At 73.2% G+C, this 14,295-nt stretch carries 14 protein-coding genes; 5 read left to right on the top strand and 9 right to left on the bottom strand.

Going from position 1 to position 14,295, the window contains the following annotated elements; genetic code table 11:
* The first annotated feature begins 110 nt into the window (after positions 1-110).
* From B5Y66_RS02945 to groL, 4 genes are all read left to right on the top strand, one after another.
* On the top strand, positions 111-452 hold the full coding sequence (locus B5Y66_RS02945) for a DUF3263 domain-containing protein (RefSeq protein WP_079570720.1): 342 nt from the start codon (positions 111-113) through the stop codon (positions 450-452).
* Between the two features lie 92 nt (positions 453-544).
* Positions 545-1,213 carry a LytR C-terminal domain-containing protein gene (locus tag B5Y66_RS02940; RefSeq protein WP_139820685.1) on the top strand — a complete coding sequence of 223 codons (669 nt, stop codon included), beginning with the start codon at positions 545-547 and terminating at the stop codon, positions 1,211-1,213.
* A gap of 140 nt (positions 1,214-1,353) precedes the next feature.
* A complete protein-coding gene (locus B5Y66_RS02935; RefSeq protein WP_079570713.1) occupies positions 1,354-1,557 on the top strand; it encodes a cold-shock protein in 204 nt (67 codons plus the stop codon).
* Between the two features lie 319 nt (positions 1,558-1,876).
* Entirely contained in the window at positions 1,877-3,502 is a 1,626-nt protein-coding gene (gene groL / locus B5Y66_RS02930; RefSeq protein ID WP_079570711.1) for a chaperonin GroEL, read from the top strand.
* Between the two features lie 86 nt (positions 3,503-3,588).
* Here groL and B5Y66_RS02925 read toward each other — a convergent pair whose 3' ends face one another.
* From B5Y66_RS02925 to B5Y66_RS02910, 4 genes are all read right to left on the bottom strand, one after another.
* The gene (locus B5Y66_RS02925; RefSeq protein ID WP_079570705.1) at positions 3,589-3,879 is read right to left on the bottom strand and encodes a WXG100 family type VII secretion target; all 291 of its coding nucleotides are present in this window, start codon (positions 3,877-3,879) and stop codon (positions 3,589-3,591) included.
* A 117-nt stretch (positions 3,880-3,996) separates the two neighbouring features.
* On the bottom strand, positions 3,997-4,701 hold the full coding sequence (locus tag B5Y66_RS02920; RefSeq protein WP_245806885.1) for an HD domain-containing protein: 705 nt from the start codon (positions 4,699-4,701) through the stop codon (positions 3,997-3,999).
* A gap of 128 nt (positions 4,702-4,829) precedes the next feature.
* Positions 4,830-6,437, bottom strand: coding sequence for a sensor histidine kinase (locus B5Y66_RS02915; protein ID WP_079570699.1), 1,608 nt, complete (start codon positions 6,435-6,437; stop codon positions 4,830-4,832).
* Complete coding sequence (locus tag B5Y66_RS02910) at positions 6,434-7,171, bottom strand: response regulator transcription factor (RefSeq protein ID WP_079570696.1); 738 nt, start codon at positions 7,169-7,171, stop codon at positions 6,434-6,436. Before B5Y66_RS02910 ends, B5Y66_RS02915 begins: the two co-directional genes overlap by 4 nt.
* Before the next feature lie 106 nt (positions 7,172-7,277).
* Here B5Y66_RS02910 and B5Y66_RS02905 point away from each other — a divergent pair, with 106 nt between their 5' ends.
* The gene (locus B5Y66_RS02905; protein ID WP_079570693.1) at positions 7,278-8,525 is read left to right on the top strand and encodes a winged helix DNA-binding domain-containing protein; all 1,248 of its coding nucleotides are present in this window, start codon (positions 7,278-7,280) and stop codon (positions 8,523-8,525) included.
* Between the two features lie 7 nt (positions 8,526-8,532).
* Here B5Y66_RS02905 and B5Y66_RS02900 read toward each other — a convergent pair whose 3' ends face one another.
* From B5Y66_RS02900 to B5Y66_RS02880, 5 genes are all read right to left on the bottom strand, one after another.
* A complete protein-coding gene (locus B5Y66_RS02900; RefSeq protein ID WP_079570690.1) occupies positions 8,533-9,147 on the bottom strand; it encodes an NYN domain-containing protein in 615 nt (204 codons plus the stop codon).
* A gap of 144 nt (positions 9,148-9,291) precedes the next feature.
* Complete coding sequence (locus B5Y66_RS02895) at positions 9,292-10,044, bottom strand: PspA/IM30 family protein (protein ID WP_079570687.1); 753 nt, start codon at positions 10,042-10,044, stop codon at positions 9,292-9,294.
* Positions 10,045-10,146: 102 nt separating this feature from the next.
* Positions 10,147-12,222, bottom strand: a complete 2,076-nt coding sequence (locus B5Y66_RS23100; protein WP_079570678.1) for a TPM domain-containing protein — start codon at positions 12,220-12,222, stop codon at positions 10,147-10,149.
* Positions 12,219-12,551, bottom strand: a complete 333-nt coding sequence (locus tag B5Y66_RS22440) for an LLM class flavin-dependent oxidoreductase (RefSeq protein ID WP_079570675.1) — start codon at positions 12,549-12,551, stop codon at positions 12,219-12,221. Before B5Y66_RS22440 ends, B5Y66_RS23100 begins: the two co-directional genes overlap by 4 nt.
* 48 nt (positions 12,552-12,599) lie before the next feature.
* Complete coding sequence (locus tag B5Y66_RS02880; RefSeq protein ID WP_079570672.1) at positions 12,600-14,288, bottom strand: DNA repair helicase XPB; 1,689 nt, start codon at positions 14,286-14,288, stop codon at positions 12,600-12,602.
* Positions 14,289-14,295: the final 7 nt, after the last annotated feature.

Below are 14,295 nucleotides of genomic sequence, written 5' to 3'. Positions count from 1 at the left end.
TCAGAGCCAGGACCTGCTATACCCCCAGGTGGCTCTGACAGGTCGCGGGATCGCGGCGCGCGGGGCGACGTCGTCGGGCACGGCGCGCGAACGCGCCATACTGGGACGCCATGAGCGAGATCCTGGTCCAGGAGGTCCAACCGGACCCGGAGGCGACGGGCACGACGGCGGCCGAGCAGGCTGCGGCGTCGGCCGAGGGCGACCTCTCCGACCGTGACCGCGAGATCCTCGCCTTCGAGCGGCAGTGGTGGAAGTATGCCGGGGCGAAGGAGCAAGCGGTACGCGAGCTGTTCGGCCTCTCCGCGACCCGCTACTACCAGGTGCTGAACGCCCTCATCGACTCGCCGGCCGCCCTGGCGCACGACCCGATGCTCGTGAAGCGGCTGCGGCGGATGCGCTCCACACGCCAGCGGGCCCGCTCGGCGCGGCGCCTCTCCGACGGCCAGGGCTGACGACGCGCCCGTGACCTGGGCGGACCGGCAGGCCATGGGCTTGCGGGAACGGCCTGGACGGGCGGACACCTGGAACGGCTACCCTGTCCGCCGTGAGCAAGAGCCATTACTCCTACCCGCCCGACGAGTTCGACGTCCGCGGGCCCGAGGGCACGCCGGTCGGTGTGCATCGTGAGCCGCGCAGCGGGTGGAGCTCGGTGTGGCCGTTCCTGCTGATCGTCGTCGTGTGCGGCGGCCTCGCGGTCGGCATCGTCTCCTTCCTGTCCGACGACGGCGACCCCGCCACCCCGCCCGCGGCGGAGCAGTCCGCGGGCGCCGGCACCGAGGAGCCGGAGGCGTCCGCCTCCGCCGACGCGGAGGAGCCGCCCGCCGACGGCGAGGCCAGCGAGGCGCCCGCCGACGACGAGCCCAGCGACGACGCGTCCGACGCGGCGACGGAGCTCCCGGGCGACGCGTCGGCCGCGAACCTCGAGGCGTCGGTCGTCGTCTACAACGACGGTGCGGGTTCGGGGCAGGCCGCGGCCGGCCAGGGCGTCCTCACGAGCGACGGCGGGTTCGTCGACGTCGCAGCCACGGACGCCCCGGACACGCTGCAGGGCGCCTACGAGGAGACGACCGTCCTGTACGGCGCGGACCGCGCCGACACGGCCAGCGCCGTCGCGGAGGCGCTCGGCGTCGACCCGGCGAACGTGCAGGAGTCCGACGACGTCACGGCCAGCGAGCAGGCCGTGTGGGTGGTGCTCAAGACGCCCGTCGGCTGACCCCGAGTTGCGGGCCGGCGGCCTCATCCCGGATGCCGACATTCCGGACATCGGTGCTTCCCCCGGCGCGCCCGCCGCTACTAGGCTCCCGTTCACCGCGGGGTGCCTGCCCCGCGGCCGAGCGGCACAAGGAGAGGTACATGGCCCAGGGCACCGTCAAGTGGTTCAACGGGGAGAAGGGGTACGGGTTCATCACCCCGACCGCGGGCGGGCAGGACCTGTTCGTCCACTACAGCGCCATCCAGAGCGACGGGTACCGCACCCTGGACGAGGGTCAGGGTGTCGAGTTCGAGGTCGGGCAGGGGCAGAAGGGGCCGCAGGCCGAGCAGGTCCGACCCCTCTGACCTCCTCGTCGACCACGAAGGCCGGCACGCCAGGACGCACGGACGCGTCGGGGGTGCCGGCCTTCGTCGTGCCGGGAGGGTTGCACGCCCTCGGCGAACGTCTTGCACTCGCCACCCGAGAGTGCCAATAATGGCTTAGCACTCTCGACCTGCGAGTGACAGCCGTCCCCCCGGGACGGGCGTTCTCGCGGGCCGCGGGTGAAGCATTCGGGTCGTTCGGTGAGACCCTCCGCGCGTGCGTGACCTGAACGCCGCGGGGTGGGTCGTCCGTCGCGGGCGCCGGCCGGCCAACTCAGCCACCAGCGGAGGATCAGTCCCCATGGCCAAGATCATCGCGTTCGACGAGGTTGCTCGTCGGAGCATGGAGCGCGGGCTCAACCAGCTCGCCGACACCGTCAAGGTCACGCTCGGCCCCAAGGGTCGCAACGTCGTCCTGGACAAGAAGTGGGGCGCCCCCACGATCACCAACGACGGTGTCTCCATCGCCAAGGAGATCGAGCTCGACGACCCGTACGAGAAGATCGGCGCGGAGCTCGTCAAGGAGGTCGCCAAGAAGACGGACGACGTCGCGGGTGACGGCACCACCACCGCCACCGTGCTCGCCCAGGCGCTCGTCAAGGAGGGCCTGCGGGTCGTCGCCGCCGGCGCCAACCCGATCGCCGTCAAGCGCGGCATCGAGAAGGCCGTCGAGGCGGTCACCGAGCAGCTGCTCAACGCCGCCGTCGACATCGAGACCAAGGAGCAGATCGCCGCCACCGCCGCGATCTCCGCCGGCGACCCCGCGATCGGCGAGCTCATCGCCGAGGCCCTCGACAAGGTGGGCAAGGAGGGCGTCATCACGGTCGAGGAGTCGAACACCTTCGGCCTCGAGCTCGAGCTCACCGAGGGCATGCGTTTCGACAAGGGCTTCCTCGCCCGCTACTTCGAGACGGACGCGGAGCGCCAGGAGGCCGTCCTCGAGGACCCGTACGTCCTCATCGTCGAGTCGAAGATCTCGAACGTCAAGGACATGCTGCCGGTCCTCGACCAGGTCATGAAGTCGGGTCGCTCGCTGCTGATCATCGCCGAGGACGTCGAGGGCGAGGCCCTGGCGACCCTGGTGCTCAACAAGATCCGCGGCACCTTCAAGTCCGTCGCCGTCAAGGCCCCGGGCTTCGGCGACCGCCGCAAGGCCATGCTGCAGGACATCGCGATCCTCACCGGCGGCCAGGTCATCACCGAGACGGTGGGCCTCAAGCTCGAGAACGCGACCCTCGACCTGCTCGGCCAGGCCCGCAAGGTCGTCGTGACCAAGGACGAGACCACCATCGTCGAGGGCTCCGGCGACGCCGAGCTCATCTCGGGCCGCGTCAACCAGATCCGCAGCGAGATCGAGAAGTCGGACTCCGACTACGACCGCGAGAAGCTGCAGGAGCGCCTCGCCAAGCTGGCCGGCGGCGTCGCCGTCATCAAGGCCGGTGCGGCCACCGAGGTGGAGCTCAAGGAGCGCAAGCACCGCATCGAGGACGCCGTCCGCAACGCCAAGGCCGCGGTCGAGGAGGGCATCGTCGCCGGTGGTGGCGTGGCCCTCATCCAGGCCGGTGCCGTCGCGTTCCCGAAGCTCGAGCTCGAGGGCGACGAGGCCATCGGCGCGCAGATCGTCGCCGCGTCGGTCTCCGCCCCGCTGAAGCAGATCGCGATCAACGCCGGCCTCGAGGGCGGCGTCGTGGCGGAGAAGGTCAAGGATCTCCCGGCCGGCCAGGGCCTCAACGCCGCGACCGGCGTGTACGAGGACCTGCTCGCCGCGGGCGTCAACGACCCGGTCAAGGTCACGCGCTCCGCGCTGCAGAACGCCGCGTCGATCGCCGCGCTGTTCCTCACCACCGAGGCCGTCGTGGCCGACAAGCCGGAGCCGGCCGCGGCCGCGCCCGCCGGCGACGGTGGCATGGGCGGCATGGACTTCTGATCCAGAGGTTCGCTGCAGCCATGAGCTGACGCACGACGGCGGCCGGTCACCCTGCGAGGGGTGGCCGGCCGCCGTCGTGCGTCCGGTCAGCGGGTGGCGAAGAGCCGCGTGGCCTGCGCCTCGGCGTCCGCGTAGGTGCGCGACGCCGACGACAGGGCCGCCGTCACGGCGTCGAGCGCCGCCTCGACCTGGACCTGTGTGGCCTGCCACTGGCCCATCACGCCCGCGAACTGCGTCGCCGCGCCGCCGTGCCAGCTGGACTGCAGATCCTGCAGGTGCCGCATCATCGCGCCCACCTCGGAGCGGATCGCCGCCACGGAACCGTTCACCGCCGCGCTCGCCTGCGCGACACGCTCGCTGTCGACCTCGTACCGCACGTGTCCTCCTTCGTCGCCGTGTCCCCCTGCGGGGTTGCCGTGGACGACGCTACGGAGCGTGCGGGAACCGCGGGCACCGTCGTCCACAGGTTGTGGAGAACGGGGCCCGAGGAGACGTCAGGAGGCGGGCTTCTCCTCGAGCAGCCGGCGCTCCTTCGCCAGACGGTGCAGCTCACCGTCGAGGTTCTGTCGCGCCGCCTCCTCCCAGGCCGCGCCCATGGGGCTGAAGTACAGGGAGGAACGCTGCTGCAGCTTCTTCAGCACGCGGATACGGGCGTCGAGGTAGTCGGTCAGCGGGATGTGCGAGTACTCGGCCCGGACATTCGCCATGTACTCCTTGTAGCGCTGCGGCTCCGCCGCCAGCATGGCCAGGTCCGCGTCGTTGAGCACCGCCGAGTCGACGTCGTCCGGCAGCGGCTTGTGCCGGTCGATCGAGTCGACCAGCCGCGCCGTGCGCTCCACCGCGGAGGCGGGCACGCCGAGCTCGGTCAGCTGGGTGCGCGCCAGGTTCGCGCTCACCGTGGTCTGCTCGCCGCCCTGGTTCGCCTGGGCGACCTTGCGCGTCGCGTCGAAGACGGCGCCGTGGTACCACGCCGCGAGGCGCACCAGGTCGGGCTCGTGGGTCTCCTGGGACAGCTCGTCCACGCGGTGCAGGACGTCGGCGAGGTGGCGCAGGTTGTGGAAGTGCCGCTCGGGGGCGGACCAGCGGTCGATGAGGTCCTCCCCGACGGACCGGATCTGCTCCACGTCGGCGGTGGCGCCCGCACCGTGGCAGGTGCGGACGAACGCGGAGAGGAACCACTGGGGCGCGTCGGCGCTCATGACGCCCATCGCAATCAGACCTTCGGTCGTCGGACTCGGACTGTCCTCCTCGTCAGACTACGACCGCGCTGCGACATCGCGCCGCGGGCAGGGTGCGCCTGGCGGTCCGTCGCGTGCGGGCGGGCCGGTCAGGCAGAGGAGGACGACGCGCCATCGTAGCGGTCCGCCGCCGGCAGAAGGACACGCACCGTCATGCCGCCGCCCGGCGTCTCGCTCACCGACACGTGTCCCTGGTGCGCGCCGACGATCGCCGCGACGATCGCCATGCCCAGGCCGGACCCCCCGGACTCGCGGTTCCGCGACGAGTCGGCGCGGTAGAACCGCTCGAACACGCGCTCCGCCTGCTCCGGCGTGATGCCCGCGCCGTGGTCGCGCACCTCCACGACGGCGCTGCCGTCGGGTGACTGGCCCACCGCCACCTCCGCCGGCGAGCCCGTGGGTGTGTGGCGCGCCACGTTCCCCACGAGGTTGGTGAGCACCTGGCGCAGGCGGTCGAGGTCACCCGTGACGGGCACGGCGGCCGGCGCGGGCGCCCCCGGGGCGAGCCCGGTCACGGCGACCTCCCGCGTCGGGTCCAGGGCGTGCAGGTCCTGCGCCGCGTCGCGCGCCATCGCCGCCACGTCGACCCGCTCGTGGCGCATCGGCCGGCCCTCGTCGAGGCGGGCGAGCACCAGCAGGTCGTTGACCAGCGTGCTCATGCGCCGTGCGGAGTCCTCGATGCGCCCCATGGTGTCGTCGACCTTGTCGGGCGTGTCCAGGGCGCCCATCCGGTACAGCTCGCCGTAGCCCTTGACCGTCGCCAGGGGCGTGCGCAGCTCGTGGCTCGCGTCGGAGACGAACCGGCGCATGCGGCGCTCCGACTCCTCCTGGGCGGAGAACGCGCGCTCGATCTGCGCCAGCATCGTGTTCAGCGACGCCGACAGCGAGCCCACCTCGGTCGACGTCGGGCGCTCCGGGACGCGCTGCGAGAGGTCGCCGTCGGCGATCTTCGCCGCCGTCGCCTCGATGCGGCGCAGCGGCCGCAGCGAGCGGTGCACGAGGAGGAAGGAGATCGCACCGCCCACGATGACGATGGCGAGCGCGGAGAACAGCAGGGAGCGCGTGAGGTACGCGACCGTCTGCTGGACGCCCGCGAGGGGCAGGGCGACGTACGCCGACTGTTGCGTGGAAGGGCTGACGAAGCCGACGGCGCGCCACTGCGCCGGGTCGGACCCGCCGGAGGACGCGACCGTGAACGGCACGGCCTTGCGCGCGGCGACCTCGGAGAGGCTCTCGGAGGGAAGATCGGGGGTCCCGTACTTCTCGACGTTGTGCGACCAGGCGTAGGGCTTCCCGTCGACGTTCCCGTCGGCGTCGTGGGTGACGACGTAGTACTCGCTCGGGAACCGAGGCGCGGCCTCGGGCTGCGTCACGGCGAGCTCGGCGACGCTCTTCGCCGACTGGCGGAGCTGGTCGTCCGTCTGCTCGACGAGGTACCCCGAGACGACGGTGCGTGTCACGACCGCCGCGAGGATCAGCCCCGCCGCGAGCACGAGCACGGTGATGGTGACGAGCCGCGTGCGCAGGGGCAGCCGCTCCATCCATGACCAGCGCGGGGACGGGTCGTCCGTGTCCCCGACGGGAGCCGCCGGGGCGGACCGCGGGTCGGCGGGCAGCGCCCGGCCGTCCGCCGTCGTGGTGCCCGCGTTCGTCGGGTCGGCCGTGGTCCCCGGGGCGCCGGGCGCGGGCGTCGTCATCGCGGCGCCTGGGGGGCGCGCAGCAGGTAGCCCACGCCGCGCTTGGTGTGGATCAGCGGCGGCAGCTCGACGTCCTTGCCGTCGGGCCCGGTGACGGTGAGGTTGTCGATCTTGCGGCGCAGGTAGGAGATGTACGACTCGACGATGTTGGCGTCGCCGCCCCAGTCGTACTGCCACACGTGGTCGAGGATCTGCGCCTTGGACAGCACGCGGCCGGCATTGAGCATGAGGTAGCGGAGCAGCTTGAACTCGGTGGGGGAGAGGTCGATCTCGACGTCGGCGCGGCGCACCTCGTGCGAGTCCTCGTCGAGCTCCAGGTCGCCGACGCGCAGGACGGCGTCGTCCTCGGGCTCGCCCGCGTGGGTGCGGCGCAGCACCGCGCGGATGCGGGCCACGACCTCCTCCAGGCTGAACGGCTTGGTGACGTAGTCGTCCCCGCCGACGGTGAGCCCCTGCACCTTGTCCTGCGTGTCGTCGCGGGCGGTGAGGAACAGCACGGGGGTGTGCCGGCCGGTGGAGCGCATGCGGCGGGTCACCGTGAAGCCGTCCATGTCGGGCAGCATCACGTCGAGCACGACCAGGTCTGGCTCGACGTCGCGGACGAGCTGCAGCGCCCCGTTCCCGTCACCGGCGGCGTGCACCTCGAACCCGGCGAAACGCAGGGACGTCGACAGCAGCTCGCGGATGTTGGGCTCGTCGTCCACGACGACGAGACGTGCCTCGGGTGCGCTCATGAACTCAGTGTGCGACCGGGTTCTGAGCGTTGCCTGGGAAGGACCTCGGACGGTCCTGGCGGCCGCGCCGGGCGCACGTGTGGGTGGCCCGGACCATGATGACGGGGTGCGGATCACGGGGGAGCAGCGCCGGCAGCGCCTGGTCGTACGACAGCTCGCGCTCGGGGTCGACGGTCCGCGCGAGCCCGCCGCGACGACGCCGGAGGAGGTGACCCGGCGGCTGGTGGCCCTGCACGCGACGGACGCTCCGAGCGTGCACCTCGCGGTCCTCGCACGGGCGCCGGGCCTCGGGCTCGACGACGTGCGGGACGCGCTCTTCGAGCGGCGCAGCCTCGTCAAGGTGCTGGGGATGCGGCGCACGATGTTCGTGGTCCCGCGCGACATGGTGCCTGTGGTGCACGCGGCGGCGTCGACGGACGTGGCGCGGCGGCTGCGGACGCGGCTGCTCAAAGAGCTCGCGACGCTGCCCACCGACCCGCCCGTCGCCGATCCGGAGTCCCTGCTCGCCGCGGCGCAGGAGCAGGTGCACGCCGCCCTCGTGGAGCACGGCCCGCTCGACGGCGCGCAGCTGTCGCGCGCGGCGCCCCTGCTGCGCACCGCGTTCCTGCCCACCACCGACAAGGCGTGGGACGTGCGCCGCACCATGACGTCCCCGCTGCTGTCCGTGCTCTCCGCCGAGGGCGCCGTCGTGCGGGGCGAGCCGCGCGGGGCGTGGTCGTCCCCGCGGCACGTGTGGTCCCCGATGACCGACTGGTTCCCCGACGGGATCCCGGCACTGGACGAGGACGCCGCGCGTACCGAGCTCGCCCGCGCATGGCTGGAGGCCTTCGGGCCCGCCACCGTGGCGGACCTGAAGTGGTGGACCGGCTGGAACCTCGGACAGGCGCGGCGGGCGGTCGCCGCCCTCGACGTGCGCGAGGTGGAGGTCGAGGCCGGCCCGCCGGGCGGGGACGCCGTCGTCGCGGACGGTGTCATGCTGCGCTCCACCGATCTGGACGTGGACCTCGACCCCGCGCTGGACGACGTCGTCGCCGGCCACGCCGCCCTGCTGCCCACGCTGGACCCCACGACGATGGGCTGGACCGCCCGCGACTGGTACCTCGGCCCGCACCGGCCGCAGCTCTTCGACAGCGCGGGCAACGCGGGCGCGACGGTCTGGTGGCAGGGCCGGGTCGTCGGACTGTGGGTCGTGCGGCCCGACGGCGACGTCGCGTGGCGGCTGCTGGAGGACGTCGGTGCCGACGGGGAGGCCGCCGTCGCCGACGAGGCCGCGCGGCTCGGCGCACTGCTCGCGGGCAGCACCTTCACGCCGGGCTACACGACCCCGGCGTACCGCGAGATGCTCGCCGGGTGAGCGGCCGTCAGAGGTAGCGCAGCGGGTCGAACTCGTCGAGCGGGATGATCCGCACGCGCGGCAGCGGGGCGGTGAACGCGTCGGCGTCGCCCTCGAGGTCGAACATCTCCAGCCCACGTTCGGTGAGCTGCGTGAACTGGCCGTTGACGAACTCGCGGAACGCGAGCAGGCCGACGCGGCGGTCGCTGTCGAGCAGCGACTCGATCTGCGGGAGGAAGTCGCCGTCGTGGCTCGCGAGCAGGACGTCGCCGTCCCGGTCCGCCAGGGCCTCCAGCGTGCGCTGGATACCGACGTCGACCACCTTCTCCGTGCCCGACGACGCCAGCGGGATCGGCTTGTAGCCCATCGCCAGCAGGGCCTGCACGAACGCCATCGGCATCTGCCCGCTGCTGGCGTTGAGGAAGAACAGCGGGACGACGTCCTGGTCCCACAGCTTCTGCGCGAACGTCGAGATGCGGTCCCAGCGCGGACGCTCCTCGGGGTTCGGCCGCCGGCCCAGCACGTTCATGCCCAGCGTGGCGTCGATGTTCTCGCCGTCCACCAGGAGGTACGTGCGGCGCCCGGTGGGGACCACGGGGGCGGGCTCGCTCGCGGGGGCCGGGGCGGTGAAAGCGGGAGACATGCTCCCCAGCGTATCCGCCCCCCTCGCCGAGGTAGTTCCCTGCGCGCCGCGGTAGTCGGATCCTGCCGAGGTAGTCCGCAAGGGAACTACCTCGGCAGGGTCCGGACTACCTCGGCAGGATCCGGACTACCTCGGCGACACGGGTCAGGCCGGGTCGACGGGGCTGATCTGGGGGGCGGGGGACGAGCCGGCCTTGAGGGCCGCGAGACGGGCCTCGAGCTCGATCTCCGCGTCGGACGCCTCCAGCTCGGCGAACTGGGCGTCGAGGGACGAGGCCGCGACCTCCGCCTGACCCATCGCCAGCGCCTCCTCGCGCCGCACGGTCTCCTCGAACCGGGAGATCTCGCTGGTCGGGTCGAGCACGTTGATGGAGCTGATCGCGCCCTGCACCGTCTGCTGCGCCTGCGCCGCCTTCTGGCGGGCGACGAGCTGGTCGCGCCGGGACTTCAGGTCGCCCAGCTTGTCCTTCATCGCGGCGAGGCCGGTCTTGAGCTTCTCGACGGTGACCCGCTGCTGCTCGATCATCGGCTGCGCGGTCCTGACCTCCGACTCGGCGTCGAGCTGCTTGCGCAGCGCCACCTTGGCGAGCCGGTCGAACTTGTCGGCCTCGACGGCGTTGCCCCCGGCGCGGTACTCGTCGGCCTTGCGCGACGCCGCGAGGGCCTTGGTGCCCCACTCGCTCGCCGCGGAGACGTCCTCGTTGTAGTCCTGCTCGGCGAGGCGCAGGTTGCCGATCGTCTGGGCGATCGCCTGCTCGGCCTCGGCGATGCTGTTGGTGTAGTCGCGCACCAGCTGGTCGAGCAACTTCTGCGGGTCCTCGGCGCGGTCCAGCAGTGCGTTGATGTTCGCCTTCGCGAGCTGGCCGATGCGCCCGAGGATGCTCTGCTTCTGCGTCATGGTCGTGCTTCCTTCCGTCGCCCTGCTGAGGTGATGTGTCGTCGTCCCGTGCCTGCCAGAACGCCTGCCGCCCCGGCGCGGTTCCGCGGGTCGTCCCGCTGGTCAGAAACGCCCGCCGCGCGACCTCCCGCCGCGCCCGCCGCTGCTGCGGCCGCCTCCGCCGAACCCGCCGCCGCCCCGGCCGCCGCCGAACCCTCCGCCGAACCCTCCGGCGGAGCCGCCGCGCCGGCGTCCCCCGCCGTAGCCCCGTCCGATACCGCCGCCGATGCCGCCGCCCGAGCCGCGCAGCACGGAGTCGAGGAGGATCCCGCCCAGCACCATGCCGCCGACGTTCGAGCCGCCCTGCCCGCCCTGGTTCGCGCCCCACGACGACGTGTCCTGCTCCGCGAGCTGCGCCGCCTGCTGCGCGTACCGCTCGGCCTGCTGGGCGCGCCCGAGCGCCGCCGTCGGGTCCTGTGCCTGGAGTGCCTGGGCCTCGGCGACGAGGCGCGCGGCCTCGGCCAGCCGGGTCCGGGCCTCGGGACCGACGGCGCCGCGCCGCGTCGCGACGTAGTCCTGCGTGGCGCGGACCTGCGAGTCGGCACGCCCGAGCGTGTCGCGCAGGAGGGCGCGGGCGCGGGCGTCCGACTCGGCCTTCTCGCGGGCCGGTGCGAGGGCGGTGTCCAGGGCGGCCTCGGCCGCGGTGAGGCGCTGCAGCGCCGCGAGCGGGTCGCCGCCGGAGCGGGCGTCGCGCGCCTGGGCGATCGCGGCCTGTGCCTCGGCGAGCGCGGCGGTGACCGCCGTCCGATCGGCCGCGACGTCGGCGGGGGCGCCGGGCGGCGCGAGCCGGGCCGCGTCGGCCACGTCCTGGCCGATCGACGCGAGCCCCTTGTCCAGGTCGGTCCCGGCCGTCGCGAGCCGGGCGCCCGCCTGGTCGACGGCGTCCAGCAGCGTCGCGGCCTGGCCGAGGGCGTTCTGCGCCGCCCGCAGGTGCGCGACGGCGGCCGCGCGGGTGCGGTCGGTGAGCGCGGCGCGGCCCGAGGTCACGGCGTCCCGGGCGTGTGCCACGAGGGCGGTGGCCTGGTCGGGGTTGCCGCCGACCGACGCCAGCGCCGCCGCCGGGTACGACGCCGCGAGCCCGGTCAGCGTCTCGCGCGCCACCGGCACCCGCGCCTCGATCTCGCCGGCGCGCTGCCCGGCCTCGTCCAGCAGCTCGGGGGCCCGCTGCTGCAGCGCGCGCAGCTCGTCGAAGGAGTCCGTCTGCGCGTCCAGCGACGCGCCCGCCCGTTCGCACAGGTCGAGGACGCCGACCAGCAGCTGCCGGCGGCGCGGCTCGTCCTCGGGGACGTCGTCGTCCAGCTCCTGGCGCAGGTGGAACGCCTGCGCGACGTCGGCCTTGGCGGCCTCGAGCGCCGCGGAGAAGTCCTGCGTGGCCCCCAGCCCGAACTCCGCCTGCGCGAAGCCGAGCTCCTGCTCCGACGTGCGCAGGGCGTCGTCGATCTCGACCAGCGCCGTGCCGACGCGGCGCTCGAGCTCCTCGGTCGGGAGGGCCGCGACGTCGTCCGACCCGGCCGGGGCGCCGGCCGCCTTCCTGCGGCGCGACCGGTACCAGAGCCACCCGCCCACTCCGCCCGCCACGGCGACCCCGCCGACGGCGGCGAAAGCGCCCCAGGCGGCGCCACCGGACGACGTCGAACCACCGGTGCGGATCGTGTCCGCGGCGGCGATCGCCGCGCCCGCCCAGTCGTCGTCGCGCAGGTGGTCCTCGACGGTCTCCTCGACCTGGTCGAGCTGGGCGTCCGAGAGCCCGTTGTTGGTGTCCACCGACAGCCCGTACGCGCGGTCCTCGGTGGCGACGGCGAGCAGCAGGTCGTTCACGCCGAGGCCCGCGTCCGTGGCGGTGCGGTTGGCCCAGTCGCGCCCGTCCGTGCCGTCGAACGAGTCCACGTAGACGACGAACAGCTGGTACGGCGTCTGCTCCGCGAGCTCGTCGAGCGAGGCCTGCACCTGCGCCTCGTCACCGTCGAGCACCCCCGACTGGTCGGTGATCTCGCTGTCGAGCTCGGTCAGAGGCGGGACGGCGGAGGCGGTGGGCGCGAGCACGGCCGTGCCGGCGAGCGCCAGCAGGAGGGCCAGCACGCACGCACCGACGGCCGCTGCGACACGGCGCGGCACAGCGGGGACGACACGGGGATTCACGACCTGATCGTGTCGCGCGCGGGCAGACGACGCAATCGCGGTCCGTCCGCGTCCCGCGACGGCGGCAGCGCCGTGTCGGCACGCACGGAGTCCCGGTGCTCGACGAGGCCCGCCTTCGGCTCGGTCGCCACGAGATGGTCGGCGAGCGGGGCCAGGTGCTCCACCGACTGCCGGCCCGGGACGGCCACGCCGATCTCGACCGGGTCGTCATTCTCCCCGGCCCCGAGCCCCAGGGTGAACCGACCGTCCGAGAGCAGCCCGACCGTCGCCGCCTTCTGCGCCACGACCGCCGGGTGGTAGCGCAGGGTCGGGCAGGTCACGTACGTCATGAGCCCTGCGCGTCCAGCCACGGGAAGCAGTGGTCGCGGATGCCCGCACTACCTCGCGGCGTCGGGGGCCTCCAGGTCCTCCGCGTCGACGATGCGGTACGCGTACCCCTGCTCGGCGAGGAACCGCTGGCGGTGGGCGGCGAAGTCCTGGTCCACGGTGTCGCGCGCGACGACGGCGTAGAAGTGCGCCGTCCGGCCGTCGGCCTTGGGCCGCATGACGCGCCCCAGCCGCTGGGCCTCCTCCTGCCGCGACCCGAACGACCCGGACACCTGGATCGCGACGGACGCCTCGGGCAGGTCGATGGAGAAGTTCGCGACCTTCGACACCACGAGCCGGCTGATCTCCCCGGAGCGGAACGCCTCGAACAGGCGCTGGCGCTCGCGGACCGTCGTCGCGCCCGTGATGAGCGGGGCGTCGAGGTGCGCGCTGAGCTCCTCGAGCTGGTCCAGGTACTGGCCGATGACGAGCACCTGGTCGTCCGGGTGCTGGGCCACGATCTGCTCGACCACGCGGTTCTTGCCCGGCGCGCACGCGGCGAGCCGGTACTTGTCCTCCGGCTCGGCCGTCGCGTACACCATCCGCTCGTGCTCGGGCAGCGTGAGCCGCACCTCGACACAGTCGGCGGGCGCGATGTAGCCCTGCGCCTCGATGTCCTTCCACGGGGCGTCGTAGCGCTTGGGGCCGATGAGGCTGAACACCTCGTCCTCGCGGCCGTCCTCGCGCACGAGCGTGGCGGTGAGGCCGAGGCGGCGGCGCGCCTGCAGGTCCGCCGTCATGCGGAAGATGGGCGCGGGGAGCAGGTGCACCTCGTCGTAGAGGACGAGGCCCCAGTCGCGGGCGTCCAGCAGCTCGAGGTGGCTGTACACGCCCTTCCGCTTGGTGGTGAGCACCTGGTAGGTGGCGATGGTGACGGGCTTGATCTCCTTGCGGGAGCCCGAGTACTCGCCGATCTCGTCCTCGGTGAGGGTGGTGCGCCGCACCAGCTCGTCGCGCCACTGCCGGGCGCTGACGGTGTTGGTGACGAGGATGAGCGTGGTGGTGCCGGACTTCGCCATCGCGCCCGCGCCGACGATCGTCTTGCCCGCGCCGCAGGGCAGCACGACGACGCCGGAGCCGCCGTGCCAGAAGCCGTCCACCGCCTGCGCCTGGTAGGGGCGCATCTCCCACTCCTTGGGCACCTCGGTGGGGGTGCGGGGGTGGGTGGGTGAGGCGAGCGCGATCTCGTGCTTCTCGCCGTCGACGTACCCGGCGAGGTCCTCCGCGGGCCAGCCCAGCTTGACCAGCACCTGCTTGAGGTGGCCGCGCTCGGACGGGTGCACGACGACGGTCTGCTCGTCGACGCGGTCGCCCACCAGGCCCGCGGTGCGCTTGGACTTGAGCACCTCGGCGAGCACGGCGCGGTCCGTCGACTCGAGCACGAGACCGTGCGTGGGATGCGTCGCGAGCGTCAGCCGTCCGTACCTCCCCATCGTCTCCGCGACGTCGATGAGCAGCGCGTGCGGCACGGGGTAGCGGGAGTACTCGATGAGCGTGTTCACGACCTGCTCCGCGTCGTGCCCGGCGGCGCGCGCGTTCCACAGCCCCAGGCTGGTGAGGCGGTAGGTGTGCACGTGCTCCGGCGCCCGCTCGAGCTCCGCGAACGGGGCGATGGCGCGGCGCGCGTCGTCCGCGCGCGGGTGATCCACCTCCAGCAGGACGGACTTGTCGCTCTGCACGATCAGCGGGCCGTCGGTCATGCGGCTC

Source organism: Krasilnikoviella flava, assembly GCF_900167525.1.
Taxonomy (GTDB): Bacteria; Actinomycetota; Actinomycetes; order Actinomycetales; family Cellulomonadaceae; genus Isoptericola; species Isoptericola flavus.
The sequence above is the reverse complement of the archived record's forward strand: the minus strand, read 5'-3'. Positions and strand labels throughout refer to the sequence as shown.